Consider the following 24,159-nt stretch of genomic DNA (forward strand, 5'->3'; position numbering starts at 1 on the left):
TTCAGGGCCGCTTCGCTGCCCAGCGCGGGCAAGCCCGCTCGCCACAGGGATTACCTCTCCAGCGGAATTACCCCATCAGCCCCAGGGCCTTGGCCTTGGCCACCGCCTGGGTCCGCCGCTCCACCCCCAGCTTGCTGTGAATCCGCCGCGCATGGGTTTTCACCGTGTGCAATGAAATAAACAACTGGTCGGCGATCTGCAGATTGGAGCTGCCCAGGGCAATCAGCTTGAGCACTTCCAGCTCACGCTGGCTCAACGGATTGTCACCCGTGGCGATCAACGCCTCCTCGAACCCCAGGCGCCCCAGCATCCCCGGCTGGCGCAGGCGCAGCTCACGCAAGGCCTGTTGCAGGTTGCAACGGCTGACCAGCGCCAGCCCCTCCTCCAGATGACTCTTGGCCAACGCCGTTCGCCCCTGCAGGAACGCCACTTCCGCCAGCGCCAGGCGCAGTTCGGTTTCCATCCCCTGCATGCCCCGGCGTTGGGCCTGCTCAAGCAACAGCGCCAGTGCTTCCAAGGGAGTCTGGGCCTTGTGTAGATAAACCTGCGCCAGCACCAACAGGTACTCAAGACGCGGAATCAACTCCAGCGTCGCCGGCGGCGCCTGCACCCCACTCACACCGCTGTAGTGACGCAACACCCGGGTCAGCGCCTCTTCCGCCAGCTCCGGGCGCCCCTGCTGCAACCAGAAATGGCAACTGACCATCAGCAGTACCGCGCGATACACCACGTCCGGAATATGCCGTTGCTGCATCAGGCGTTCGGCATCGCGCAGGCGCACAAACGCCTTGGCGTAGTCGCCGTGGTTGGCATCCAGCAAGGCCAGCCCGAGAAAGCCGTACAAGGCCTGTTTATCCTGGCTGCGCAGGCACTCATCCAGACCTGTCTGAAAATACCCGGCCGCCTGTTGATCGCGGCCCTGGCGCAGGGCGATCCGTCCCTGGCGCAAGGCGATCCGCCCGAGCAGCGGCCCGGCCAGATGGCGCTTGGCCGATAACAAGGCGTGCATGTTGTCCAGCAGGCTCTCACTGCGGTGCAGGGCGCCACGCTGTTCCAGCAACTGCGCATGGTCAAGTTCCAGCAGCGCCTCGAACAGCAGCGAGCCTTGTGCCCGCGCCAGGCACAGGGCGTCGCGGCTCAAGGCGTGGGCCTGCTCCAACTCGCCCTCGAGCAGCGCCTGCTGGGTCAGCCCCGACAGACAGAACAACCGCGCCGGCCAGGCCGCCGCCGGCAGCTCCTGCAACGCCTCGAGGAAATGCCCGCGCGCCTGTTGCGCCTGCCCTTGCAGATGCAGCAACCAGCCCTGCTGGGCCTGCCAGCGCGCCACCAGCTGTCGCTGTGCCGCCGCCGAGGGTTGCGGCGAGAAACGCGCCATCTGCTCGATGCTGTGGGCCGCCTCGTCGAAACGCCCGGCGAACAGCAACGCGGTGGTGATCAAGCCCACCAGGTGCGGCGTGCCGAACATCAGGTCGTCCGGTTGTTGCTCGTGCAGGCGCAACAGCAACGCCACGTTCTGCTCCTGGAACAAGTAATCGAATGTGAAGTTGTGCAACAGGCTGGCGGCCACTTCGAACTCTTCGGCGGCCAGGGCCTGTTCCACCGCCGCCTGCCAGTCGCCACGGGCACTGAACCACTGGCAGGCGCGCCGATGCCAGGAACGCCCGGCCGGCCAGGGTTCGTCGCGCAGCAGCAGGGCCAGCGGGGCGAACACCCGCAGCCATTCCGAAGAGTCTTCCCAGGGTTCGATAAAACAGCCCAGCTCCTGCAGGGTACGCATCCACTGGGCGCCCTCCCCGGCGCCGAACAGGTGCTCGCAGAGGTCGGCATTGAAACGTGGCAGATGCACCAGCACGCGCCAGGCCTCGGCCAGCTCCGGCGCCAGGGCATCGAACAGTTCATGTTGCAGGTAGTCGAGCAGGGTCGCCGAACGTCGCGACCCGGCGTCGGGAAGGTTGGCGATCCAGGCCGGCGCCTCGAGCATGGCGACCCGCACCCCGGCGCACCAACCGGCGGTGTACTGGCTCATCCGGTCAAGGCACTGCGGGGTCAGGGTGATCGACGGGTGGCTCACCAAGCGTTCGATTTCGCCGCGCTCGAACGCCAGGCTCGGGCCCTCGACTTCATAGAGTTCGCCTTCGAGCAACAGGCGCGGCCAGTTGCAGTGGGGGCGCCGCCGCACGCCCAGCCACCAACTGAGAACCGGACTGCTGGCCGCCAGCAAGCGATCGAGCAGTTGATCCAGCGCCGGGTTGGGCAACCGACAATAGTCGTCGAGAAAAATCCAGGTAGGCGTGGTCCAGCGCGCCAGCCGCGCCAACAGGCTCGATTCGTCCTGCGGTTCGTCCAGCCCCAACGCCTGGGCCAGGGCCGTGCAAAAGGCCTCGCTCGTGAGGCTCACCCCGGACAGCGGCAGCCAGCACACCCCACAGCTGGGCGGGGCTTGCAGCAGGCATTCGGCGAGCAAGGCGCTCTTGCCGCTGCCGGCGGGCGCGCAGAGCAGGCGGACGCGAGCCTGGGATTCGATCAAGGGGCTGCTTAGCCGCGGACGCGGCAAATGGCGGGAGGATAAACGAGGCAGGAACCCGGGACGGTCCAGACGCGGGGTCATGGCGGTCATTGCGGCGGCCTTTCTTGATTTTATCCGATCACCCTAGCCCTGTTCGCGCCTGGAAATGAACAAATATTCAGGAAACTTATCGCCGCCCATAAAAAACAGGCCCCGAGGGGCCAGTGAATGGATTCTTGAAAACGCCACGGAACCTGTAGGAGCAGGGCTTGCCGGATCGCCGCGAAGCTTTCAGCGGCCCCAAGGATCTCTTCGCGAGCAAGCTCTGCTCCCACAGGATTAGGGCGGTTTAACGCACCCCGGTCGCCCGCAGCGCCGCCGGCGTGTAATCCGCCGCCTTGCCGACAAAACCGAACTGGAAGCTGTGCTTCTCTTCGTTCTTCATGCCCAGGGCGATATAACGCCCGGCAATCAGGTCATACAGCGTTTCAACGGTATAAGCCGGCACCTGGTGGTCGTAGTAGAACTGCGCATGCCCCTCAGCCACCCGCCACAATTGACCGCGACCGTCGTAGTGATCCACCAGCGCAACCTGCCAGCTGTCCTCGTCGATGTACATATGGCGCTTGGCATAGATATGCCGTTCGCTCGGCTTGACCGTGCCCTCGATTTCCCAGACCCGGTGCAACTCGTAACGGGTCAGGTCCTGGTTGATATGGCCGGCCTTGATCACGTCGGTGTACTTGAGGGTCGGCGAGTCCAGCTTGTAGCTGTTGTAGGGGATATACATCTCCTTCTTGCCGATCAGTTTCCAGTCGTAGCGGTCCGGCGCGCCGGAGAACATGTCGAAGTTGTCCGAGGTCCGCAGGCCGTCGGCGGCGGTACCCGGGCCGTCATAGGCCACTTGCGGGGCGCGCCGCACACGACGCTGGCCGGCGTTGTAGACCCAGGCCAGGCGCGGTTCCTTGACCTGGTCGAGGGTTTCGTGGACCAGCAGTACGTTGCCCGCCAGGCGTGCCGGCGCGGTCACTTCCTGCTTGAAGAAGGTCAGCACGTTGGCGCCTTTGTCCGCCCCCAGATCAGGGATCTCCGACGGCACGGCGGCTTCTTCCTCGAAGGTGATCGGGGTGAAAGAGCCGTCGGTCTGCGGCGTGGCCTGGGTGATGGTGCGGCGCAGGTTGCCGCCGTGATAACGGGTGATGTGGTTCCACAGCACTTCCACACCGTTCTTCGGAATCGGGAAGGCGTAGTAACGGGTGCCGGTGAAGTTCGCCAGGCCGTTACCGTCGTTGATTGCCGTGACATTCAGGGCGCTGCGCTTGGCCGCCTCCAGGACCGCGTCCGGCAGGACGACGGTACGGTGCGTCGGATAGACCGGGATCTTGTAGGTCTGCGGATAACGCTTGAACATCGCCAGCTGGCCTTCGGAGAGCTTGGCCTTGTACTGCTCGGCGGTGGCGGCGGTGATGACGAACAGCGGTTTTTCGTTGGCGAACGGGTCGGCCAGAAAGCCCTTGCTGTCCACCGCACCGGCATTTTTCGGGATACCGCCGGTGTAGGCCGGGATCGAGCCGTCGGCGTTGCCGGCCTTTTCCGCGCCGATGGCGGTCAGGCTGGTGCCGAGCTTGGCCGCTTCCTCCGGGGAAACCGCCGCCATTACGTTGGCTGCCAGCAGGCTCAGGGCCAGGGCACCACATTGCAGAATCATCTTGCGCATAAAGTTGTCCTTCTCAAGCCTGGATCAGAAGTTCGCGCCGACGCTGAGCGCCACGAAGTCACGGTCAATCAGGGTGTTGTAGCGGCCACCGAAAAAGTCGGTGTAGCTGAGGCTCGCGGTGTAGGTGTTGCGATAGTCGGCATCCACACCGATGCTGACCGCCTTGGCACCTTCGTTGAACAGGCCGTTGGGGCCGTAACCCTTGACGTCATGGGACCAGGACAGGTTCGGCTTGAGGTTGACCCCGGCGAACACGTTGCTGTAGTCGAGGATCGCCCGGGCACGGTAGCCCCAGGAGGTCGCGGTGACAAAACCGCCGGTATCGCCCTGGAAGCCATAGGCGCCGTAGACCGAGTCGCGTCCGTAACGAGCCTTGTCCTTGGTCTCCAGGCCGCCGACATAGGTCATCCCCGCCTCGCCCACCAGTGTCAGTCGATCAGCACCGAGGACCTGGTCGAAAAACTGCGTGAGGGTGCTTTGTATCTGGGTGATTTCCTTGCGGCGGTAGCCGGGGTTGTCGGCACCGGCCGAAGTCTGGATCGGCGAGGAGGTGCCGCGGCTGAGCGGGTTGACCAGGGCCAGCGTCAGGTCAGTGGTGTTGAGCTGCACCGGCGCATTGGGCCGGTAGCTGATCTCGCCACTCCAGGCGGTGCCGGTGGGCAGGGTGGTAGAGAAGCTCGCACCATAGAGATGGATGTCTTCCGGATACTCCAGGTAGTACTGGCCGCGACCGAGCAGCATGCTGCTGGCCAGGTTTATCCCGTTCCCAGGGGACACCGCATTACCCGTGGCAATAATACCCGGGATGCTGTTAATCGCGCTTTGATTGGCGGTGATGGTGCCCACCGTCGGCGTACGGCTGTGATAATTCATGAAATACAAGCCGTACTCGGTATCGCTACCCAGCCAGCGCAGGGCCATACCCCATTGACCGCCGTCACGGGCGTCGCGGTCATCGGCGCGCTGTACAACGACCCCCTCCGAAGTCACCTGAAAACCCTGACCGAACAAGGCGGCAACCGGTTGCAGCGGCGCAATCGCCGGGCTGCCGACGGTGTAGTTGTTGTTGCAACCGTGCTGCACCACATCGTTGCCGAAGAAAGTCCCGCAGTTATCCACCACGGTGTTTTCCCAGTTCAACTGATAGAACCCTTCGACCGTCAGTTGGTCGGTCAGGCTCTGGGAAGCGAAGAACATGTTGACCGGGATCAGGCCTTCCTTGATCTCGGCACCGGGCCGGCGGAAGGCCGATACATCGATAGGGTTGATGCTGTTGATCGAGTTGCCGATGAAGGTACTTTCCCCCCAACTGACCACCTGCTTGCCCAGGCGCACGGTGCCTGGCAGGTCGGCGATGGAGTAGTTGTGGTAGACGAAGGCGTCGAGGATTTGCGCGCCGGAAGAGCGTGCGCCTTCATCACGATGGTGATCGCTGATGTCCTTGAAGTCCTGGCCGCCGTCGGCCGTGGCAAAGTCGTACCAGTACTTGCCGCGGACGAACACGCCGGTATCGCCGTACTTCAACTCCAGGTCGTGAATACCCTTGATGATCTTCGAGAAGGCCTCGCCCTTCTTGTAGTTCAGGCGTCCGTCATCACCGGTGGAGGCCTGGCCGGTGCCGCCGTTGACCACTCCCACCAGGCCCTTGTCGGCATCGCGCATGCCCCAGCTCACGCCGGCCGACAGGGATGAGTCGAATTTGCCTTCGATTTCCCCAATATTGAACGAAACAGCCTGCGCCTGCGCACTGACGCCCATGGCAACCGCGATGGCCAGAGCCTGCGGCGTGAAGATGGCGCGCATTGTTGTTTTTGTCATGCGTCTTCCCCGGTGTGTGACAGAAGGCTTCACCCTACCCACCGCCAACGGGAGCGATAAGCGCACCAAGGAGGTATTCGTGCTGTACCTCGAAAGGATGAATGCATGCTCAGGGCACGGTTTGCAGCGGACCATCGAACCCATGGATAACCTGTCATAGCGCACATGGATGGAGGGTTGCCTGGGGTGACCGCGGAGGCAGCGACTGGAAAAGCGACTGTTACCCCAGCGGTAACGGTGATTGTCGCAAAGCGGGCTTTTTCAGCCGGGCGCCAGGCCGTTAATATGGCGTCCATCCACTGATTGCCGACGTTGGATTCACTCCTTGATCGAACGTCTTCCCTTGGCCACTGCGTTTGCAGTGGCCTTTTTTTTGCCTGCGAGTATCTGCCGCCGCGGCAATGACATTGGCGTGGTTCAAGCAGTACGGGGATGACGTGACGGGAGCCGACACGGAAAAGGCCTTCAAACAACTGGTCAGGACTAGACACATTCCAGATGCATTTCCGAGCGGCGAATTATGATGGGGTGCTGGATGCCGGGACCGCGGCAGCGCTGGCGGCAAGGTACTTCCGCGGGTCAGTCGAGGCCAACTGAGGCAAACCCGCCACGGGGCTTGCCCCTATAGCGCTTATTGGAAACACCGCGAAACCTTGTAGGAGCTGGCTTGCCCGCGAAGCTTTTGCTTCCGACGGCCTCAAGGGCCTCTCCCACAGGTGCCGCGTTGTGCCAGGCAGCGCAGTTATTCAGGCCATGTACTTCTGCAGATTCGCCATCATTTCCCGCAGGGCTTCAGGCGTGTCCTTCGGATGCACGGCACCCTCGAAATCGCAGATCTGCTTCCAACTGGCCGCCACGTCCTCCACGGAAAAGCCGTTGTGCGGATCGAAGCCGGCGCCCAGGCTGCGCTCCCAGCGGGTCTTGCCGATCCAGCCGCCACCGACCTCGAACAGGCCGGCGGTTTCATCGCACTGTTCACTGCCGAGGAACACCACCAGCGGGCTGATCAACTCCGGCTTGAGCAGCTCGAAGACCTGCGGCGGAATCAGGCCTTCGGTCATGCGCGTGCCGCCGGTCGGCGCGATGGCATTGACCAGGATATTGTTCTTGCGACCCTCGATGGCCAGGGTCCGGGTCAAGCCATACAGGCCGAGCTTGGCCATGCCATAGTTGGACTGGCCGAAATTGCCATAGATGCCGGACGTCGACGCGGTGAAGATCACCCGGCCGTAGTTCTGCTCGCGCATATGGGGCCAGGCCGCGTGGGTAACTTTGTAGGCACCTTCGACATGCACCCGGTAAACCAGGTCCCAGTCGGCGTCCTCCATCTTCAGGAAGGTCTTGTCCCGCAAGATCCCGGCGTTGTTCACCACCACATCGATACGGCCAAAGGCATCCAGGGCGTTCTGCACGATCTTGTCGCCATCGGTGACCGAGTCGTGGTTGGCCACGGCGGTACCGCCGGCCTCGCGGATCTCGGCCACCACCTTGTCCGCCGCCGAGGCATTGGCGCCTTCGCCGTGGGCCGAGCCGCCGAGATCGTTGACCACCACTTTCGCCCCATGGCGGGCGAACAGCAGTGCATGGGCACGCCCCAGGCCGCCACCGGCGCCGGTAACGATCACCACTTTATCTTCGAAGCGCACAGACTCACTCATACAGGTCTCCAGCCAGGGCCGATGGAAATAGAAGCCGAGTGTCGGACACCCGGCCTTTGGTCACAATAAAGTCGGCCAGGGCTGAATGGTGTGCGATAAGGCAGCGGGATAGTCCGGCCCTGGCCGCGACTGCCCGCATTGACGCCCACTCCCCGGGCAATCCCGGACGCAGGCCTCAGAGCCTGAATCCGGGGTCCTGCTGGTCCAGCTTGCGCAACAGCGCCGGCCAGGCCAGCGCACCGCCCATGCCCTGGGCGCTACGGGTCACCGCGGCGACCATGGCCTTGGCCCCGGCGAGAATCTGCGGCTCGATGACGATCAGTGGCGCCGCGCCATTTTGCGCCAGCACCTGGATATCGCAGGCCCGCTGGAAGGTAAACATCATCAGGAAGGTATCGGCGATGGTCGAGCCACAGGTCAGCAGGCCGTGGTTGTGCAGCATGAGAAAGTTGTTTTCACCGAGATCGGCCTGCAACCGTGCTTTTTCCTCATGGTTGAGGGCCACCCCTTCGTAGGCGTGATAGGCCAGGCTCGACAGCACGAACAACGATTGCTGGCTGATCGGCAACACGCCCTGTTGCTGCGCCGAGACCGCGACACCGGCGGCGGTGTGGGTGTGCAGCACGCACGTCACGTCGTGCCGCACCTCGTGAATCGCGCTGTGGATGGTGTAACCGGCCGGGTTGATCTCGTAGGGGCTGTCCAGCAGCTTGTTGCCGGCCTGGTCGACCTTGACCAGGCTCGACGCGGTGATCTCGTGGAACATCAGCCCGTAGGGGTTGATCAGGAAGTCTTCGGTGCCCGGCACCTTGGCCGAGATATGGGTGAAGATCAGGTCGTCCCAGCCGTGCATCGCCACCAGGCGATAACAGGCCGCCAGGTCCACGCGGGCCTGCCATTCGGCGGCGCTGACCTGGCTCTTCACATCGGCTGCGGCGGTAACAGGGACTGCGTTCACGGCACTGACCTCGGCGGTTTGCGGTTTTTATTCTAGTCCCCACCAGTCTAGAGCAGCCGGTTGCCGCAACGGAGTTGCCTTGCCAGCCAGCTTGATGACTCAGCGAGTCAGCACGGCGGCCGAAGATAAAATCAGATCAGCGCCGCCAACAGAGGCGCGGCAAACAGATTCAGCAGGCCGGTCAGCACCATCACCAGCCCCGCCACCGAGCCCTCTTCGCCGCCCACTTCCCGGGCGCGGCTGACCCCGGCACCATGCGCCCCGACACCGAACAACGCACCGCGCGCCAGGCTGCTACGCAGCGGCAACCATTTGAGCAGCAGCCCGCCGAGAAAGGCCCCGAACACCCCGGTGACCATCACGAACACCGCGGTCAGCTCCGGCACCCCGCCGAGGTCCTGCGCCAGCGGCATGGCAAAGGGCGTGGTGATCGAGCGCGGCACCAGTGACAGGGCCAGGCTGTTATCCAGCGACAGCGCCCTGGCCAACCCGTAGGAAGTGCCGATGGACGCCGCGCTACCGGCAAGCATCCCCAACAGCAATGCCGGGCCATGGCGCACCAGCATCTGCCGTTGCTGCCAGATCGGCACTGCGAAGGCCACCGTGACCGGCCCCAGGACCAGCATCAGCCAGTGGGTATCGCGCGAGTATTCGGCATACGCGGTGTGCAAGGGCATCGCCACCACCAGCAAGATGAACGGCACCAGAATCAGCGGCGACAGCAGGTAACGGCCAGTACGCCCATACACCCAGCGACTGAAGACATAGGCCAGCAGGGTCAACCCCAGCCAGAACAGGGACATCCATTCAAGCTTCACGACGGGCGCTCCAGCGACAGACGAATTCGACGGTGCAGGCGGTCGCGAGCATCACCGCCAGGGTACTGACGCCGATCACCAGCAGGATCCGCCAGCCGTCCTGGCGGACCATGGCGCCATAGTCCAGCAGGCTCATCAACGCCGGGATAAAGAACAGCAACATCTCCGCCATCAGCAGCCCGGCCCCCAGTTGCAGGGTGGCCGGCTTGACCCAGCCGGTGGCGAAGACCAGCAGCAACAGCGCCAGGCCGATTACCCCGCCGGGGATCGGCCAGCGGCTCCAGGCGGCGAACAGCGTGCCCAACTGATAGAGCCCCAGCAACACGGCCAGTTCGGCGAGCAGGCGGCAGGATTTTTTCAGCAAAAGACGGTTCATCGGGTTCAGTCCTCTCAGGAACACGATTTTAAAGTTGTCGCTGTCATCCCAAAAGCGAATTGTTAGACTGGAAGCCATTCCACTTTGGAATCAGGCCATGGAATTCAAGCAACTGCGCAGTTTTATCGAAGTGGTCCGCCAAGGCGGTTTCACCCAGGCGGCGAAAACCTTGCATATCAGCCAGTCGGCGGTCAGCAAGCAGGTCGCCCAGCTCGAGCATGACCTCGCGACGCCATTGTTCGATCGCCAGGGCTCGCGGGTCCTGCTGACAGCGGCCGGCAGCGTCGTGTTGCAACGGGCCGAAGAAATGCTGCGCCTGCGCGACGGGCTGCTCAGCGAGCTGGATGACCTGAGCCAACTGGCCCGGGGTGAACTGCGCCTGGGCCTGCCGCAGCTGGGTGGCGAGACCTTGTTCGCCAGCCTCTTCGCCGAGTACCGGCGGCGCTACCCGAATATCAGCATCCACCTGCTCGAAGGTGGCAGCCTGAATATCGAGCCGGCGGTGCTGAGCGGCGAACTGGAGCTGGGCGGCAGCCTAAAGCCAAGCGACCCGGTGTTCGACTACCAGCCGTTTTGCGACGAGCCACTGGATGTGTTGCTGGCGAGCGATCATCCGCTGGCCGAGGAAGGCTCGATCCGCCTGGAGCAATTGGCCGATACGCCGTTCCTGTTGTACCAGCGCAGTTTCGTGCTCAATCACCGGTTGATGGAGGCTTGTCGGCAAGCCGGGTTCACGCCCAAGGAGAGCGGGCGCAGCGGCCAGGCGGACTTTCTCGCCGCACTGGTGGCCGCCGGGCAGGGCGTGGCGCTGCTGCCCAGCGTGGTCGCGCGTTCGCTGATACGGCCTGGCGTGGTGCGCCTGACCTTGAGCTCACCCACTGACCTGCGCTGGGACATCGCTTTTATCTGGCGCCGCGGTGCCTATCTATCGAAGGCCGCCCAGGCTTGGCTGGCGTTGTTGCGTGAGCGACCAGGGATTAGCGCAACGCGCTGATGAACTCGGCCAGCCATGGCTCGGCGTCGGTTTCCGGAGTGACGCTTTCGCTGGCATCCAGGCGCAGCATGTCCTGGACTTCCCGGACCCCCAGCTCGGCGAACAGCTCACGCATCAGTTCGCCGCCGCCGCAGAAAGTATCGCCATAGCTGGAGTCACCGAGGCCGATCACCCCGCCCGGCAAGCCACGCCACGCCGCCGGCAACTGGTCGCGGATGGCGTGGTACAGCGGTTGCAGATTGTCCGGCAGCTCACCCATGCCGGTGGTGGCGGTCACGGCCAGGAAGGCCTCCGGAGCGAAGGCCTGGACATCGGCCAAGGTCGCCCGCGCGTTGTGCCAGGCGTCGAAACCGGCGTCACGAAGGATTTTTTCAGCGTGGCGGGCAACTTCTTCGGCGGTGCCGTAGACCGAGCCGGAAAGGATGGCGACTTTCATCAATCTGATCCTGATGCTTGATAAAAAACCCAGGATACCAGCAGATGAGAGACTTTCTCACAAAACCCGCTCCGCGCCGCAAGCAAATGGGATGGAATATTCAAGACCATGCCTTAAACTTCGGCAGCAACGTCAATGGACTGCAGGTGCCCTGAGCATGATAAATCCCAAACTGTTGCAACTGGTGATTGACGCGTCGAACGACGGCATCGTGGTAGCCGAACAGGAAGGCGAAGACCATATCCTGATCTACGCCAACCCGGCGTTCGAACGCCTGACCGGCTACACCAACGAAGAAATTCTCTATCAGGACTGTCGCTTCCTGCAGTCGGGTGACCGCGACCAGCCGGCGCTGGAACTGATCCGTGAAGCCCTGCACACGCGCCAGCCGTGCCGCCAGATCCTGCGCAACTACCGCAAGGATGGCAGCCATTTCTGGAACGAGCTGTCGCTGTCCCCGGTGTTCAACGAAAGCGACCAGCTGACCTACTTCATCGGCGTGCAAAAAGACGTGACGGTGCAGGTCAAGGCGCAACAGCGGGTGCTGCAACTGGAAGCCCAACTGGCCGAGCTCCAGGCCGAGCTGGATGCGCTCAAGGCCGCCGGCGGCAAGCCGCGATAACCCAGGACGATCCCCGGGCCGGCGGCGGAAGACGCCTGGGCGGCGATCAGGTGTCGAGCCGGCCCGCGAGCAACTGCTGCAAGCGCCGGCGCATCAGCCGGCCGTCATTGCCCAGGCAGCCGATGCTCGAACCTTCCAGGCGTTCCTGCAACAGCTCCGAAACATCCCCGGCGAGCATCACCGCACAGTCCACCGACAGCGCCAGGCGATTGAGCCGGCGTGGCAGATCGGCCATCGGCGAGCGGTTGGAGTACAGCACCAACGCCTCGGGCCGGACCTTTTCACAGACCAGGGTCAGTTCATCGAAGGGTTGGCCAATCGCCAGGACGCTGACCGAGCGGTCGCCGTCGCCCAGCAACAGGCCCGCCACCAGCAATTCGAGCTCTCGACATTGATCCGGTAAAGCGGCGAGCACGATGCGCTGGGAGGGCAGCCCACGGACCGAATGCAGGCGTTGCAGGACCCGCGTACGCAAGAACGCGTCGAGGAACAGCCACTCACTGACCTGGCCGAACTCGTTGGTCTGCAGTTGCCGGCGCTGCCACAGCGGCAGGAGGATATTCTGGAACACCACGGTCAGCGGATAACTGGAAAACACCTGCCCATAGAGGCGCTCGAGGCCTGGCTCGTCGAAAGCGCTGACCGCCGCAGCCAGCTGCGTCTGCCAGTCGTCCCATTCCGTCTGGGCAAGCGACTGCGCGGCAATACCGGTGGGTGTGTGGATCGGCACGGCCTGGACGGCGGTTTTCGCCAGGATCTTGCCGACCTTGCTCACTGCCACGCCGCGCTCGATCCAGCCCATGATGGTACGGACCGTCTCGATATCGCTCATGGCATAGAGCCGATGCCCACTTTCAGTGCGCGTCGGTTGAATCAGACCGTAGCGCCGCTCCCACGCCCGCAGGGTGACCGGGTTGACGCCGGTGAGGCGCGAGACTTCACGAATGGGGAACAACTCTTCCTGTTTCAACGCTCGCAACAGCGGCGCGGCAGGTTCAAGTTCGGTCATGACGGGCATCTGTCACACATTTATGAATAGGATTTGGCAGATATTCTAGCCCACTGGATCCAACCCCCTGCAAATCATACGCAATACGACTTACTTGTTTGGTGCATTTCCTGGGAATAGGGAATAATTCTTGCCTGTCCAAACACGCAGCCCACCACCCCGGCGCTGCGTTGCGCATCTGCCCTACCCGGGCGGCGTGCTTGTCTTACGGAGATACATGATGTCTACCTCACCCGTCACCATGATGGTTGCCCGGCGCGTCGCCGAAGGTCGCTACCAGGACATGCTCACCTGGTTGCACGAAGGCGAATTGCTCGCCACCGACTTCCCTGGTTACCTGGGCTCCGGCGTGCTCGCCCCGCCGCCCGGCGATAACGAATTCCAGATGATTTTCCGCTTCAGCGATGCCATCACCCTGGGCGCCTGGGAGCATTCCGCCTCGCGCAAGGCCTGGTTGGCGCGTGGCGGCGATCTGTTCGCCGGACCGCACGAGCAGCGGGTCAGCGGCATCGACGGCTGGTTCGGTGCGGTGGGCCGACGGCCGCCACGGTGGAAACAGGCGGTGGCGATCTGGCTGGCGTTCTTTCCGGTGTCGCTGCTGTTCAACTTCGGCCTCGCGCCGTTGCTGGCCGAACTGAGCCTGCTACCACGGGTACTGGTCAGCACCCTGGCGCTGACCCCGCTGATGGTCTACTTTTTCATTCCGTTGTCGACTCATCTGCTGGCGGGCTGGTTGCACAGTGCCCCAGCCAAGGCGTCGGCGGGCGAAACCGCGCCTGCCAGGCACTAAAAGCACACAGTCCTGCAGGAGCCGGGCTCGCCCGCGAAGCTTTTGGCGCCCTCAAGGCCCTCTTCGCCGGCAAGCCAGACTCCTGCAGGTTGCGCTGCCCAGGAGACCTCGTTCTCATTGACAGGTCGCGTCAGCCGCCACTCGCAACAGTTGTACAAGCCCAGTGGCTGGTATAGTTTTGACTTCAACGTCAACCGACGCCCCTCCACCGCTTGCCACGAGCTTTCGATGCCACCGTCTTGTGCTCCAATCCTGATTACTGGCGCCGGCCAGCGTGTCGGCCTGCACTGCGCAGAGCGGCTGCTGGCCGACGGCTACCCGGTGATCGTCAGCTATCGCAGCGAGCGGCCCGGCGTCCAGGCCCTGCGCGACCTCGGTGCCACCGCGCTGTTCGCCGATTTCTCCAGCGAAGCCGGGATCCTGGCCTTTATCGACACGCTGAAGCAGCACACCGACTGCCTGCGGGCGATCGTCCACAATGCCTCGGCCTGGCTGGCGGAAACGCCCGGTCAGGAAACCGCGGCCTTTACCCAGATGTTCAGCCTGCACATGCTTGCGCCTTATCTGATCAACCTGCATTGCGCCGAGTTGCTGGAGCGCTCGCCAATGGCCGATATCGTGCACATCAGCGACGATGTCACCCGCAAGGGCAGCAGCCAGCACATTGCCTACTGCGCCAGCAAGGCCGGCCTGGACAGCCTGACCCTGTCCTTCGCGGCCCGCTACGCGCCACGGATCAAGGTCAACGGCATCGCCCCGGCCCTGCTGATGTTCAACCCCGACGACGACGCGGCGTACCGCGCCAGGACCCTGGCCAAATCGGCCCTGGGTATCGAACCCGGAGCCGGGGTGGTCTACCAGAGCCTGCGCTACCTGCTGGACAACCCCTATGTCACCGGCACAACCTTGACCGTCAACGGCGGCCGGCACCTTAAATAAGCCGCCCCGCGAGGAACCCTTTCCATGAGTGCCACACTGCCCGAGCATTACCGCGAGATCCTTCTGGGGCTGGGCGAAAACCCCGACCGCGAGGGCCTGCTGGACACCCCGAAGCGGGCCGCCAAGGCCATGCAGTACCTGTGTCACGGCTATGAGCAGAGCCTCGACGAGGTGGTCAACGGCGCGCTGTTCGCCTCCGACAATGACGAGATGGTCATCGTCAAGGACATCGAGTTGTACTCGTTGTGCGAACATCACCTGCTACCCTTCATCGGCAAGGCCCATGTCGCCTACATGCCCACCGGCAAGGTCCTCGGGCTGTCGAAGATCGCCCGGATCGTCGACATGTTCGCCCGCCGCCTGCAGATCCAGGAAAACCTCACCCGGCAGATCGCCGACGCCATCGAGCAAGTGACCCAGGCCGCCGGCGTGGCGGTGGTGATCGAAGCCCAGCACATGTGCATGATGATGCGCGGCGTGGAAAAACAGAATTCGACCATGAACACCTCGGTGATGCTCGGCGCCCTGCGCGACTCGAGCAGCACGCGCATGGAGTTCCTGCAACTGATTGGACGGAGCAAGTAGCAATGCCACAACTTCAGCCAGGCATGGCGCGCATCCGGGTCAAGGACCTGTGCCTGCGTACCTTTATCGGCATCAACGAGGACGAGATCCTCAACAAGCAGGATGTGCGGATCAACCTGAGCATCCTCTATGCGGCCCAGGAAGCGGTGCGCGACAACGACATCGATCACGCCCTGAACTACCGCACCATCACCAAGGCGATCATCCAGCATGTGGAAGGCAACCGCTTCGCCCTGCTCGAACGCCTGACCCAGGAGCTGCTGGACCTGGTGATGAGCAACCAGGCGGTGCTGTACGCCGAGGTCGAAGTCGACAAGCCCCACGCGTTGCGCTTTGCCGAGTCTGTGTCGATTACGCTCGCGGCGAGCCGCTAAGCCAGTGAGCCGCCTGGCGTTCATTGCGCCAGGCTCTTATCATCGCGCCCTACTTCACCCGTACAGAGCCCATCATGACCGAGCAAGAACGCCTCGAACTCGAAGCCGCCGCCTTTCGCCGGCTGGTCGCCCACCTGGACAGCCGCAAGGATGTGCAGAACATCGACCTGATGAACCTCGCCGGGTTCTGCCGCAACTGCCTGTCCAAGTGGTACAAGGCCGAAGCCGACGAACGCCAGATCGCAGTCAGCCTCGACGAGGCCCGTGAAGTGGTCTACGGCATGCCCTATGCCGAGTGGAAAACCCAATACCAGCAAGAAGCCAGCGCCGAACAACAGGCGGCGTTCGCCAAAGGAAAACCCCATGAGTGATTTGAACACCCTGCGCGCCAGCCTCAACAGCGGCGAACATGTTTTCGCCGAGACCCTGGCCTTCGTTGCCGCCGGTTACGACTATCAGCCACAAGCCTTCACCAACGGTGGCGTGGAAAACGCCGCCGGGCAGAACGAAGGTTCGTGCAAGACCCTGGGCCTGGCGCTGCTGGAAGGCTTGAGCGATAAGGAAGCCTTGCTGGCCTTCGGCGAGCATTACCGGTCGGTCCTGGCTACCCCTGAAGGCAGCGACCACGGCAATATCCGTGCGTTGATGACCCATGGCCTGGCCGCCGTGAAGTTCACCCAGGCGCCGCTGACCCGGCGCTGATTCAAGGTCCGGCCAACACATCGCGACTTTTAAGATTGACCCGGCGACTTTATTTCGTTTGCCGGGGAGCGCTGCTCACGGCTTAGATAAAAAGAAGTCTTCCTTCTTCCGAGCCAGGTCTTCATGAGCAGCGAAACCATCAGCCAGTCGATTTCCATCGTTCACCCGATCAGCCTCAGCCATGGCAAGAACGCCGAGGTCTGGGACACCACCGGCAAGCGCTATATCGATTTTGTCGGCGGCATCGGCGTACTCAACCTCGGCCATTGCCACCCGCGCATCGTCGAGGCCATTCGCGAACAAGCCACCCGGCTGACCCACTACGCCTTCAACGCCGCGCCCCATGCGCCCTACCTCGAACTGATGGAGCGCCTGACGGCGTTTATTCCGGTGACCTACCCGGTCAGCGGCATGCTCACCAACAGCGGCGCGGAAGCGGCGGAAAATGCCCTGAAGATCGTCCGTGGCGCCACCGGGCGCAGCGCCGTGATCGCCTTTGACGGCGCCTTCCACGGCCGCACCCTCGCCACTCTCAACCTCAACGGCAAGGTGGCCCCCTACAAACAGAAAGTCGGGGTGCTGCCGGGGCCGGTGTATCACCAGCCCTTCCCCAGCAAAGACAACGGCGTGACCTGCGCCGAGGCCTTGAAGGCAATGGAGCGGCTGTTCAGTGTCGAGATCGACGTCGCGGACATTGCCTGTTTTATCCTTGAACCGGTGCAGGGCGAAGCGGGCTTCCTGGCCCTGGACGTGGAGTTCGCCCAGGCACTGCGGCGTTTCTGCGATGAGAAAAACATCCTGCTGATCGCCGATGAAATCCAGTCCGGCTTCGGCCGCACCGGGCAGCGCTTTGCGTTCTCGCGCCTGGGGATCGAGCCGGACCTGATCCTGCTCGGCAAGAGCATTGCCGGCGGGGTACCGCTGGGCGCGGTGGTCGGGCGCAAGGCGCTGCTCGACAACTTGCCCAAAGGCGGACTGGGCGGCACCTATTCAGGTAACCCGATTGCTTGTGCAGCGGCATTGGCGACCCTGGACGAAATGACCGACACCCACTTGCAGGCCTGGGGCGCGCAACAGGAAGAGGCGATTGTCAGCCGTCACCAGGCTTGGCGTGCCAAGCAGCTGTCACCCTACCTGGGGCGTTTGACCGGCATCGGCGCCATGCGCGGCATCGAATTGATCAACCCTGACGGCAGCCCTGCGTCGGCACAGTTGACGCAATTGCTGGCCCTGGCCCGCGAGGCCGGTTTGCTGCTGATGCCGAGCGGCAAGTCGCGACACATCATTCGCCTGCTGGCGCCCTTGACCACCGAGGCGGCGGTGCTGGAGGAAGGATTGGATATCCTTGAGGCCAGCCTGGCCAGGCTGGCCTGAAACCCGCGGGCAGAAAAAAAACGGCCTCGGCCGGTTTTTTCATTACCACACAATAGCTGACGTGGGAGCGGTGCTTGCCCGCAAAGCTTTTTAGCGCCCTGAGGGGCCTGTTCGCGGCGGTGCGGCGATCCGACAAGCACCGCTCCCACACAGTCAGGATCAAGCGTTCTGCAGGTCGTCGAGGTAACGCTCGGCGTCCAGTGCCGCCATGCAGCCGGCGCCGGCCGAGGTGATGGCTTGACGGTAAACGTGGTCAGCCACGTCACCGGCGGCAAACACGCCTTCGACGCTGGTCGCGGTGGCATTGCCGTCACGACCGCCTTGTACCACCATGTAGCCGTCTTTCAAGGTCAGCTGACCTTCGAACAGCGAAGTGTTCGGGGTATGGCCGATGGCGATGAACACGCCGTCGACTTTCAGCTCGTCGAAACTGCCGTCGTTGTTCTTCAGGCGAGCACCGGTCACACCCATGTTGTCGCCCAGGACTTCGTCCAGGGTGGCGTTGAGCTTGAGGACGATCTTGCCCTCGGCGACGCGGGCATGCAGCTTGTCGATCAGGATCTTCTCGGCGCGGAAGGTCTCGCGACGGTGCACCAGGGTCACCTTGCTGGCGATATTGGCCAGGTACAGCGCCTCTTCCACGGCGGTGTTACCGCCACCGACCACGGCGACTTCCTTGTTGCGATAGAAGAAACCGTCGCAGGTGGCACAGGCGGAAACGCCCTTGCCCATGAACGTCTCTTCCGATGGCAGGCCCAGGTAACGGGCGCTGGCGCCGGTGGCGATGATCAACGCGTCACAGGTGAAGGTGCCGCTGTCGCCCACCAGGGTGTAGGGCTTTTTCGCCAGGTCCACCGCATTGATGTGGTCGAAGATGATTTCGGTTTCGAAACGCTCGGCGTGCTCTTTCATCCGCTCCATCAGCGCCGGACCGGTCAGGCCGTGCACGTCGCCGGGCCAGTTGTCGACTTCGGTAGTGGTGGTCAACTGGCCGCCGGCCTGCATGCCGGTGATCAGCAGCGGCTTGAGGTTGGCGCGCGCGGCATAGACCGCGGCGCTGTAACCGGCAGGGCCGGAACCGAGAATAATCACTCGCGAATGACGTACTTCAGACATGACTCACTCCTATCGACCGCCCGTCAGCTACCGGTGCGGAGCGCCGGCGGACCGGCTGGAATAAAAAAGGACTGCGACAGCACTTGGGGAAGGCTTGTAGCACACAGTCCTGAAAAATAATGAGGTGCAGCGTATCGAGGAGGCGAAGATTAAGGAAATACGCAATAACAATCCAGCTCATAGCGGGTCTCTATCCTCAACGGCGCTCTTCGGGACGCCTTTGTTACTGCAAATGTCGGCCCTTTCACCGCACCTGCAAAGTCGGTAAGGTCGGCGCGTTTTCCTTCTTTCGGAGCACGTTATGCCCGCACCCGTCCTGTCCGGCCCGCAATATCTGCGCGAGGGCCTGAAACTGGTCCTGAGCCCGGGCCTGCGCCTGTTCGTCCTGCTGCCGCTGGCGATCAACCTGGTGCTGTTCGTCGGTTTGATCTACCTGGCCGGGCACTATTTCAGTCTCTGGGTCGATACCCTGATGCCGACCCTGCCCGGCTGGCTGAGTTTCCTCAACTACATCCTCTGGCCGCTGTTCGTGGCGCTGGTGGTGCTGATGGTGTTTTTCACCTTCACCATGATCGCCAACGTGATCGCCGCGCCCTTCAACGGTTTTCTCGCGGAAAAGGTCGAAGTGGTGGTGCGCGGCACCGACAATTTCCCGGCCTTCAGCTGGGCTGAACTGCTGGCGATGATTCCGCGCACCCTGGCGCGGGAAATGCGCAAGCTGGGTTACTTCCTGCCGCGGGCGATCGCGCTGTTGGTACTGTCGTTCATTCCGGTGGTGAATATCATCGCCGCGCCGCTATGGCTGCTGTTCGGGGTGTGGATGATGGCGATCCAGTACATCGACTACCCGGCGGACAACCACAAGCTGAGCTGGCAGGGCATGCTCGCCTGGCTGCGGCAGAAACGCTGGCAGTGCATGAGCTTTGGCGGGATCGTCTACCTGGTGCTGCTGGTGCCGGTGGTCAACCTGCTGATGATGCCGGCGGCGGTGGCCGGGGCGACCTTGTTCTGGGTCCGTGAGCGCGGCGACGAGGCGGTGGCCGGCGAGAAGCGCTGAGGTATTGGCAACGCTGTCCGTCACAAATCCATCATCAAACAGCCACAGTGTCGCAACCGCCCGGGGCGACACTGTAAACATGACGACAGCTCTGCATATCACCCTGATCACCGAAACCTTCCCACCGGAAATCAATGGCGTGGCCAATACCCTTGGCCGCTTGTGCGACGGACTGCGCGCCCGCGGGCATCAGATCGAACTGGTGCGCCCGCGCCAGAGCTGCGACCAGTCCCGCCCCAGCGATACCGAACTGCTGCTCTGCCGGGGCTGGCCGCTGCCCGGCTATCCCGGCCTGCAATGGGGGCAGTCGTCGATGCACAAGTTGCTGCGACGCTGGAAGAGCCAACGTCCGGACGTGCTGTATATCGCCACCGAAGGCCCGCTCGGCTTGTCCGCCCTGCGCGCGGCCAGGCGCCTGGGGATTTCGGTGGTCAGCGGTTTTCACACCAACTTCCAGCAGTATTCCCATCAATACGGCATGGGTTTGCTGACACGGCTACTGACCCACTACCTGCGCTGGTTCCACAACCGTTCCAAGCTGACCCTGGTGCCCAGCGTCAGCCAGCGCTTGGAACTGGAACGGCGGCATTTCGAGCGCCTGGAACTGCTTTCCCGCGGCGTCGACAGCCAGTTGTTCCATCCGGCCAAGCGCTTGAGCGCCCTGCGCGACAGCTGGGGGCTGGCGGACGGCGATATCGCCTTGCTGTATGTCGGGCGGCTGGCGACCGAGAAAAACCTCGGTTTGCTCAAGCAGACCTTCGAACGCCTGCGGGAAACTTATCCACAGCGGCGGATGAAGCTGATCGTGGTTGGCGATGGCCCGCAACGCGGCGTGCTGGAAAAGGAACTGCCCGAGGCGATTTTCTGCGGCACGCAGCGCGGCGAGGCGTTGGCCTGCCACTATGCGTCGGCGGATCTGTTCCTGTTCCCGAGCCTTACCGAAACCTTCGGTAATGTGGTGCTTGAGGCGCTGGCTTCCGGGCTGGGGGTGGTGGCTTACGATGAGGCCGCGGCGGCCCAGCATATCCGCCATGGTTACAACGGCGTGCTGGCCATGCCCGGCGACGAGGAGGCGTTCTGCGATGCCGCCTGTTGGTTGCTGGAAGGCCGGGAGACCTTGCGCAATGTTCGCCTCAACGCCCGCCAGCATGCCAGCCGACAAGGTTGGGGGGCGATTGTCGAGCAGTTCGAGAAGCAATTGCGCGGGGCCTGCGACGCGCCGCCGCTGGCACAACGCGTTCCAGCCCTGCCGGCGGATACCGTGGCGACAACCGCCGTCCTGAAAACACCACAAAACCTGTAGGAGCAGGCGGTCCGGCGTCCCGGCTTGCCCGCGAAGCCTTGGGCGGCCTCACGGGCCTCTTCGCTGGCAAGCCGGGCTCCTACAGGACAGTGAATACCGTCAGGCCCGGGACCTTGTAGCAGCCGGCTTGCCGGCGATGGCGATCAAACATTCAGCCTCGTCGGCGCGGCGCGCTTATGCCAGGCTCATCAGCGCCTCACGGCTGAACGGCAGGATGTCCTGCTCACGACCGTCGCGCACTTTCACCGCCCAATCCGGGTCCACCAGCAAGGCACGACCCACGGCCACCAGGTCGAACTCGTCGTTGCCCAGGCGCTGCAGCAGGTTCTCCAGGCTCGCCGGTTGTGCGACCTTGTCGGTGTTGACCATGAACTGCAGGAACTCGCCGTCCAGGCCGACGCTGCCCACGGTGATGGTCGGCTTGCCGGTCAGCTTGCGGGTCCAGCCCGCCAGGTTGAGTTCGGAACCCTCGAACTCCGGTTCCCAGAAACGCCGCGTGGAGCAGTGGAAAATATCCACTCCGGCGTCGGACAATGGTTTGAGGAACTCGCCCAGGGCCTCCGGCGTCTGTACCAGGCGGGCGCTGTAGTCCTGCTGTTTCCATTGGGAAAAACGGAAGATGATCGGGAAGTCCGGGCCCACCGCCGCGCGCACGGCCTGGATCAGCTCGATGGCAAAACGCGAACGGTTGGCCAGGCTGCCACCGTATTCGTCGGTGCGTTGGTTGGTGCCGTCCCAGAAGAACTGGTCGATCAGGTAGCCGTGGGCACCATGGATCTCGACACCGTCCATGCCGATGCTTTGGGCATCACGGGCAGCCTGGGCAAATGCCGCGATCACCTCGTCGATGTCCTGTTTGGTCATGCCGTGCACCACGACCTGGCCGTCCTTGAGCTTCTCGCTCGGGCCATAGCCCGGCACGCTGGCGTCCGGCTCGGTGCCCAGGCGCCGCACGTTACCCACGTGCCAAAGCTGCGGAACGATCTTGCCACCTTCGGCGTGCACCGCATCGACGACTTTTTTCCAGCCGGCCAGGGCCGCTTCGCCATAGAAATGCGGCACATTCGGATAACCATTGGATGCCGGGTGACCGACGGTGGTGCCTTCGGTGACGATCAGGCCGACACCGGCCGCCGCACGCTTGCGGTAGTACTCGATAACTTTCGAATTGGGCACCCCGCCCGGGGAAAACGAACGGGTCATCGGCGCCATCACCACACGGGTCGGCAACTCCAGCGCGCCAAGATGGAAAGGACGGAACAGGGCTTTAACGGGCATGGGAGCACTCCACGGCGCAAGGGGAATTTATGATCAGGATAATATTCCGCCGTGAACGCAGCGCCCAGCACTATTGATCTGAGTGATTAAGCTTTAGAAGTGCCAGGAGCGGCCTGGTTGCGCCAGCGGACTTTGTGAGGGCTGGTTTGTGGAAACCGGTGCAGTGGAAGTTGGCTTTGTGGGAGCACAGCTTGCCCGCGAAGAAGGCACCGCAGTTTTTCAGTGACACCGCGTCATCGCTATTCGCGGCGACGCGGCGCCCCGACAAGCTCCGCTCCCACAGGAATAGAGCCATCCCATCTGAGTGCCAGGCTCAAGCCAGGGCTTTTTCGATCGCATGGATCACCGCCGGGTCATCCGGAGCGGTACGTGGCGAGAAACGCGCCAGGACGCGACCGTCCTTGCCCATCAGGAACTTCTCGAAATTCCAGGTGATATCGCCCGGGAACTCCGCGCCCTCGCCCGCCAGCAGGCGGTACAGTTGGTGACGGTCATGACCGTTGACCTCCAGCTTGCTGCTCAACGGAAAGCTCACGCCATAGTTCAGGCTGCAGAACGCCTGGATCTGCGCCTCGGAGTCCGGTTCCTGGCCGGCAAACTGGTTGCACGGCAAGCCCAGCACGCTGAAGCCCTGGGCCTTGTATTGCTGATAGAGCTGCTCAAGGGCGGCATATTGGGGCGTCAAGCCGCACTTGGAAGCCACGTTGACCACCAGCACTACCTGCCCTTTGAAAGGCGCCAGCGGCAGTTCCTGACCATCCAGCGCTTTTAGTGTCAGATCGTGAAAAGCACTCATGACGAACTCCCGTTTTTCCCGGACTTATACGCAAACATTGTTGCCTGACAGCCTGACCGGTTTCCAGCTAAAAACCGCGGCTGACTAAAAAAGGCGCCCGTGGGCGCCTTCCAACTACCAGAGCTTAGCAGCAGAAATCAGTGGTGATGGCCGCCTTCACCATGGACGTGACCATGGGCGACTTCTTCCTGGCTGGCGTCACGGATTTCGATGATCTTGACCTGGAAATTCAGGCGCTGGCCAGCCAACGGGTGGTTGCCGTCAACGGTGACATCGTCGCCGTCCAGGTCACGAATGGTGACGATCTGCATCTGGCCGTCCGGAGCCGAAGCATGGAACTGCATGCCGACTTCCAGCTCGTCGACACCTTCGAACATGCTGCGGCTCAGGGTGCTGACCAGCTCAGCGGAATATTCGCCGTAGGCGTCTTCCGGCTCGACGGCCACGTTCAGTTCGTCGCCGACCTTCTTGCCTTCCAGGGCCTTTTCCAGACCTGGGATAATATTGCCGGCACCGTGCAGGTACACCAGCGGGGCGCCGCCGGCAGAGCTGTCGATGACCTCACCAGCATCGTTGGTAAGGGTATAGTCGATGGAGACAGCCTTGTTGGCAGCGATCGTCATATGAGCGAGACCTTTTGCATAGGAATAAAGAGCGGACAAGTCTAAACAAGGATTCGTCCGAAAGCGAACTGAACCCGGACAGACGGAGCAAGACCGCGCCTGTCACTATTATCGGCTTTCATCAGGACGAGGAAGGGCATTGGGTCGCCGAGCTTTCCTGTGGCCATACCCAGCACCTGCGCCATCAACCCCCGTGGCAATCGCGTGCCTGGGTACTCGACCCGCGGCAACGGGCGGAAAAAATCGCTCAGGGCTTTGAATGTGGTTGGTGCGCTCAAGGCTCGGTTAACGATAACCTTGGCGACTGAAC

The 24,159-nt window shown here is 62.9% G+C and carries 24 protein-coding genes and 1 pseudogene; 12 read left to right on the forward strand and 13 right to left on the reverse strand.

What is annotated here, in order from left to right:
- Positions 1-67: 67 nt before the first annotated feature.
- The 7 genes from M5B96_RS01865 to M5B96_RS01895 form a co-directional block, all read right to left on the reverse strand.
- Positions 68-2,617, reverse strand: a complete 2,550-nt coding sequence (locus tag M5B96_RS01865) for a LuxR C-terminal-related transcriptional regulator (protein WP_248794803.1) — start codon at positions 2,615-2,617, stop codon at positions 68-70.
- Positions 2,618-2,855: 238 nt separating this feature from the next.
- The gene (locus M5B96_RS01870) at positions 2,856-4,223 is read right to left on the reverse strand and encodes a DUF1329 domain-containing protein (protein ID WP_248794804.1); all 1,368 of its coding nucleotides are present in this window, start codon (positions 4,221-4,223) and stop codon (positions 2,856-2,858) included.
- 24 nt (positions 4,224-4,247) lie between these two features.
- On the reverse strand, positions 4,248-6,041 hold the full coding sequence (locus M5B96_RS01875) for a DUF1302 domain-containing protein (RefSeq protein ID WP_248794805.1): 1,794 nt from the start codon (positions 6,039-6,041) through the stop codon (positions 4,248-4,250).
- Positions 6,042-6,787: 746 nt separating this feature from the next.
- Positions 6,788-7,699 (reverse strand): SDR family oxidoreductase, encoded by a 912-nt coding sequence (locus M5B96_RS01880; RefSeq protein ID WP_248794806.1) that lies wholly within the window; start codon positions 7,697-7,699, stop codon positions 6,788-6,790.
- A 175-nt stretch (positions 7,700-7,874) separates the two neighbouring features.
- Positions 7,875-8,657 (reverse strand): class II aldolase/adducin family protein, encoded by a 783-nt coding sequence (locus M5B96_RS01885; RefSeq protein ID WP_248794807.1) that lies wholly within the window; start codon positions 8,655-8,657, stop codon positions 7,875-7,877.
- A gap of 131 nt (positions 8,658-8,788) precedes the next feature.
- The gene (locus M5B96_RS01890; RefSeq protein WP_248794808.1) at positions 8,789-9,475 is read right to left on the reverse strand and encodes an LrgB family protein; all 687 of its coding nucleotides are present in this window, start codon (positions 9,473-9,475) and stop codon (positions 8,789-8,791) included.
- Positions 9,465-9,851 carry a CidA/LrgA family protein gene (locus M5B96_RS01895; protein WP_248794809.1) on the reverse strand — a complete coding sequence of 129 codons (387 nt, stop codon included), beginning with the start codon at positions 9,849-9,851 and terminating at the stop codon, positions 9,465-9,467. Before M5B96_RS01895 ends, M5B96_RS01890 begins: the two co-directional genes overlap by 11 nt.
- A 97-nt stretch (positions 9,852-9,948) precedes the next feature.
- On the opposite strand from M5B96_RS01895, the gene M5B96_RS01900 reads away from it, so the two are divergent.
- Positions 9,949-10,845: a LysR family transcriptional regulator gene (locus M5B96_RS01900; RefSeq protein WP_248794810.1), complete on the forward strand. Its 897-nt coding sequence runs from the start codon at positions 9,949-9,951 to the stop codon at positions 10,843-10,845.
- On the opposite strand, the gene M5B96_RS01905 is transcribed toward M5B96_RS01900, so the two are convergent.
- Positions 10,829-11,281: a flavodoxin gene (locus tag M5B96_RS01905; RefSeq protein WP_248794811.1), complete on the reverse strand. Its 453-nt coding sequence runs from the start codon at positions 11,279-11,281 to the stop codon at positions 10,829-10,831. The two genes, M5B96_RS01900 and M5B96_RS01905, sit on opposite strands and share 17 nt — an antisense overlap.
- Before the next feature lie 157 nt (positions 11,282-11,438).
- Between M5B96_RS01905 and M5B96_RS01910 the strand changes: the two genes are divergently transcribed.
- The gene (locus M5B96_RS01910) at positions 11,439-11,903 is read left to right on the forward strand and encodes a PAS domain-containing protein (RefSeq protein WP_248794812.1); all 465 of its coding nucleotides are present in this window, start codon (positions 11,439-11,441) and stop codon (positions 11,901-11,903) included.
- Positions 11,904-11,949: 46 nt separating this feature from the next.
- On the opposite strand, the gene M5B96_RS01915 is transcribed toward M5B96_RS01910, so the two are convergent.
- Positions 11,950-12,921, reverse strand: coding sequence for a MerR family transcriptional regulator (locus M5B96_RS01915; RefSeq protein WP_248794813.1), 972 nt, complete (start codon positions 12,919-12,921; stop codon positions 11,950-11,952).
- A gap of 211 nt (positions 12,922-13,132) precedes the next feature.
- Here M5B96_RS01915 and M5B96_RS01920 point away from each other — a divergent pair, with 211 nt between their 5' ends.
- The 7 genes from M5B96_RS01920 to M5B96_RS01950 all read left to right on the forward strand — a co-directional run bounded on the left by M5B96_RS01920 (position 13,133) and on the right by M5B96_RS01950 (position 17,676).
- Positions 13,133-13,702, forward strand: coding sequence for an antibiotic biosynthesis monooxygenase (locus M5B96_RS01920; RefSeq protein WP_248794814.1), 570 nt, complete (start codon positions 13,133-13,135; stop codon positions 13,700-13,702).
- Positions 13,703-13,930: 228 nt separating this feature from the next.
- On the forward strand, positions 13,931-14,641 hold the full coding sequence (gene folM, locus M5B96_RS01925) for a dihydromonapterin reductase (RefSeq protein WP_248794815.1): 711 nt from the start codon (positions 13,931-13,933) through the stop codon (positions 14,639-14,641).
- Between the two features lie 24 nt (positions 14,642-14,665).
- Positions 14,666-15,226 carry a GTP cyclohydrolase I FolE gene (gene folE, locus M5B96_RS01930; RefSeq protein ID WP_248794816.1) on the forward strand — a complete coding sequence of 187 codons (561 nt, stop codon included), beginning with the start codon at positions 14,666-14,668 and terminating at the stop codon, positions 15,224-15,226.
- A 2-nt stretch (positions 15,227-15,228) separates the two neighbouring features.
- A complete protein-coding gene (folX, locus tag M5B96_RS01935) occupies positions 15,229-15,600 on the forward strand; it encodes a dihydroneopterin triphosphate 2'-epimerase (protein WP_248794817.1) in 372 nt (123 codons plus the stop codon).
- 74 nt (positions 15,601-15,674) lie between these two features.
- A complete protein-coding gene (locus tag M5B96_RS01940) occupies positions 15,675-15,971 on the forward strand; it encodes a DUF1244 domain-containing protein (protein ID WP_248794818.1) in 297 nt (98 codons plus the stop codon).
- Complete coding sequence (locus tag M5B96_RS01945; RefSeq protein ID WP_248794819.1) at positions 15,964-16,302, forward strand: HopJ type III effector protein; 339 nt, start codon at positions 15,964-15,966, stop codon at positions 16,300-16,302. Before M5B96_RS01940 ends, M5B96_RS01945 begins: the two co-directional genes overlap by 8 nt.
- 123 nt (positions 16,303-16,425) lie before the next feature.
- Positions 16,426-17,676, forward strand: coding sequence for an aspartate aminotransferase family protein (locus M5B96_RS01950; RefSeq protein ID WP_248794820.1), 1,251 nt, complete (start codon positions 16,426-16,428; stop codon positions 17,674-17,676).
- Between the two features lie 159 nt (positions 17,677-17,835).
- Here M5B96_RS01950 and trxB read toward each other — a convergent pair whose 3' ends face one another.
- Positions 17,836-18,792: a thioredoxin-disulfide reductase gene (gene trxB / locus M5B96_RS01955; protein WP_248794821.1), complete on the reverse strand. Its 957-nt coding sequence runs from the start codon at positions 18,790-18,792 to the stop codon at positions 17,836-17,838.
- A 301-nt stretch (positions 18,793-19,093) separates the two neighbouring features.
- Here trxB and cysZ point away from each other — a divergent pair, with 301 nt between their 5' ends.
- Together cysZ and M5B96_RS01965 are read left to right on the forward strand one after the other, a co-directional pair.
- The gene (gene cysZ, locus M5B96_RS01960) at positions 19,094-19,849 is read left to right on the forward strand and encodes a sulfate transporter CysZ (protein ID WP_247263312.1); all 756 of its coding nucleotides are present in this window, start codon (positions 19,094-19,096) and stop codon (positions 19,847-19,849) included.
- A 79-nt stretch (positions 19,850-19,928) separates the two neighbouring features.
- Complete coding sequence (locus tag M5B96_RS01965) at positions 19,929-21,152, forward strand: glycosyltransferase family 4 protein (protein ID WP_248794822.1); 1,224 nt, start codon at positions 19,929-19,931, stop codon at positions 21,150-21,152.
- A gap of 174 nt (positions 21,153-21,326) precedes the next feature.
- Here M5B96_RS01965 and M5B96_RS01970 read toward each other — a convergent pair whose 3' ends face one another.
- From M5B96_RS01970 to M5B96_RS01980, 3 genes are all read right to left on the reverse strand, one after another.
- Positions 21,327-22,430: an NADH:flavin oxidoreductase gene (locus tag M5B96_RS01970; RefSeq protein WP_248794823.1), complete on the reverse strand. Its 1,104-nt coding sequence runs from the start codon at positions 22,428-22,430 to the stop codon at positions 21,327-21,329.
- A 313-nt stretch (positions 22,431-22,743) separates the two neighbouring features.
- Positions 22,744-23,226 carry a glutathione peroxidase gene (locus M5B96_RS01975; RefSeq protein ID WP_248794824.1) on the reverse strand — a complete coding sequence of 161 codons (483 nt, stop codon included), beginning with the start codon at positions 23,224-23,226 and terminating at the stop codon, positions 22,744-22,746.
- A 137-nt stretch (positions 23,227-23,363) separates the two neighbouring features.
- The gene (locus M5B96_RS01980; protein WP_248794960.1) at positions 23,364-23,843 is read right to left on the reverse strand and encodes an FKBP-type peptidyl-prolyl cis-trans isomerase; all 480 of its coding nucleotides are present in this window, start codon (positions 23,841-23,843) and stop codon (positions 23,364-23,366) included.
- Here M5B96_RS01980 and M5B96_RS01985 point away from each other — a divergent pair.
- A pseudogene (locus M5B96_RS01985) lies at positions 23,818-24,157 on the forward strand (DUF3565 domain-containing protein). The gene M5B96_RS01980 and the pseudogene M5B96_RS01985 sit on opposite strands and share 26 nt — an antisense overlap.
- Positions 24,158-24,159: the final 2 nt, after the last annotated feature.

The organism is Pseudomonas sp. MWU13-2105, from assembly GCF_023242315.1.
Taxonomy (GTDB): Bacteria; Pseudomonadota; Gammaproteobacteria; order Pseudomonadales; family Pseudomonadaceae; genus Aquipseudomonas.

Excerpts from the sequence above, each read along its gene's own strand:
- trxB (WP_248794821.1), bottom strand. The coding sequence starts at position 18,792 with ATGTCTGAAGTACGTCATTCGCGAGTGATTATTCTCGGTTCCGGCCCT.
- M5B96_RS01870 (WP_248794804.1), bottom strand. The coding sequence starts at position 4,223 with ATGCGCAAGATGATTCTGCAATGTGGTGCCCTGGCCCTGAGCCTGCTG.
- M5B96_RS01900 (WP_248794810.1), top strand. The coding sequence starts at position 9,949 with ATGGAATTCAAGCAACTGCGCAGTTTTATCGAAGTGGTCCGCCAAGGC.
- M5B96_RS01945 (WP_248794819.1), top strand. The coding sequence starts at position 15,964 with ATGAGTGATTTGAACACCCTGCGCGCCAGCCTCAACAGCGGCGAACAT.
- M5B96_RS01940 (WP_248794818.1), top strand. The coding sequence starts at position 15,675 with ATGACCGAGCAAGAACGCCTCGAACTCGAAGCCGCCGCCTTTCGCCGG.
- M5B96_RS01895 (WP_248794809.1), bottom strand. The coding sequence starts at position 9,851 with ATGAACCGTCTTTTGCTGAAAAAATCCTGCCGCCTGCTCGCCGAACTG.
- M5B96_RS01965 (WP_248794822.1), top strand. The coding sequence starts at position 19,929 with ATGACGACAGCTCTGCATATCACCCTGATCACCGAAACCTTCCCACCG.
- M5B96_RS01950 (WP_248794820.1), top strand. The coding sequence starts at position 16,426 with ATGAGCAGCGAAACCATCAGCCAGTCGATTTCCATCGTTCACCCGATC.
- folM (WP_248794815.1), top strand. The coding sequence starts at position 13,931 with ATGCCACCGTCTTGTGCTCCAATCCTGATTACTGGCGCCGGCCAGCGT.
- M5B96_RS01905 (WP_248794811.1), bottom strand. The coding sequence starts at position 11,281 with ATGAAAGTCGCCATCCTTTCCGGCTCGGTCTACGGCACCGCCGAAGAA.
- M5B96_RS01910 (WP_248794812.1), top strand. The coding sequence starts at position 11,439 with ATGATAAATCCCAAACTGTTGCAACTGGTGATTGACGCGTCGAACGAC.
- M5B96_RS01970 (WP_248794823.1), bottom strand. The coding sequence starts at position 22,430 with ATGCCCGTTAAAGCCCTGTTCCGTCCTTTCCATCTTGGCGCGCTGGAG.
- M5B96_RS01975 (WP_248794824.1), bottom strand. The coding sequence starts at position 23,226 with ATGAGTGCTTTTCACGATCTGACACTAAAAGCGCTGGATGGTCAGGAA.
- M5B96_RS01865 (WP_248794803.1), bottom strand. The coding sequence starts at position 2,617 with ATGACCGCCATGACCCCGCGTCTGGACCGTCCCGGGTTCCTGCCTCGT.
- folX (WP_248794817.1), top strand. The coding sequence starts at position 15,229 with ATGCCACAACTTCAGCCAGGCATGGCGCGCATCCGGGTCAAGGACCTG.
- M5B96_RS01880 (WP_248794806.1), bottom strand. The coding sequence starts at position 7,699 with ATGAGTGAGTCTGTGCGCTTCGAAGATAAAGTGGTGATCGTTACCGGC.
- M5B96_RS01920 (WP_248794814.1), top strand. The coding sequence starts at position 13,133 with ATGTCTACCTCACCCGTCACCATGATGGTTGCCCGGCGCGTCGCCGAA.
- cysZ (WP_247263312.1), top strand. The coding sequence starts at position 19,094 with ATGCCCGCACCCGTCCTGTCCGGCCCGCAATATCTGCGCGAGGGCCTG.
- M5B96_RS01915 (WP_248794813.1), bottom strand. The coding sequence starts at position 12,921 with ATGCCCGTCATGACCGAACTTGAACCTGCCGCGCCGCTGTTGCGAGCG.
- folE (WP_248794816.1), top strand. The coding sequence starts at position 14,666 with ATGAGTGCCACACTGCCCGAGCATTACCGCGAGATCCTTCTGGGGCTG.
- M5B96_RS01875 (WP_248794805.1), bottom strand. The coding sequence starts at position 6,041 with ATGACAAAAACAACAATGCGCGCCATCTTCACGCCGCAGGCTCTGGCC.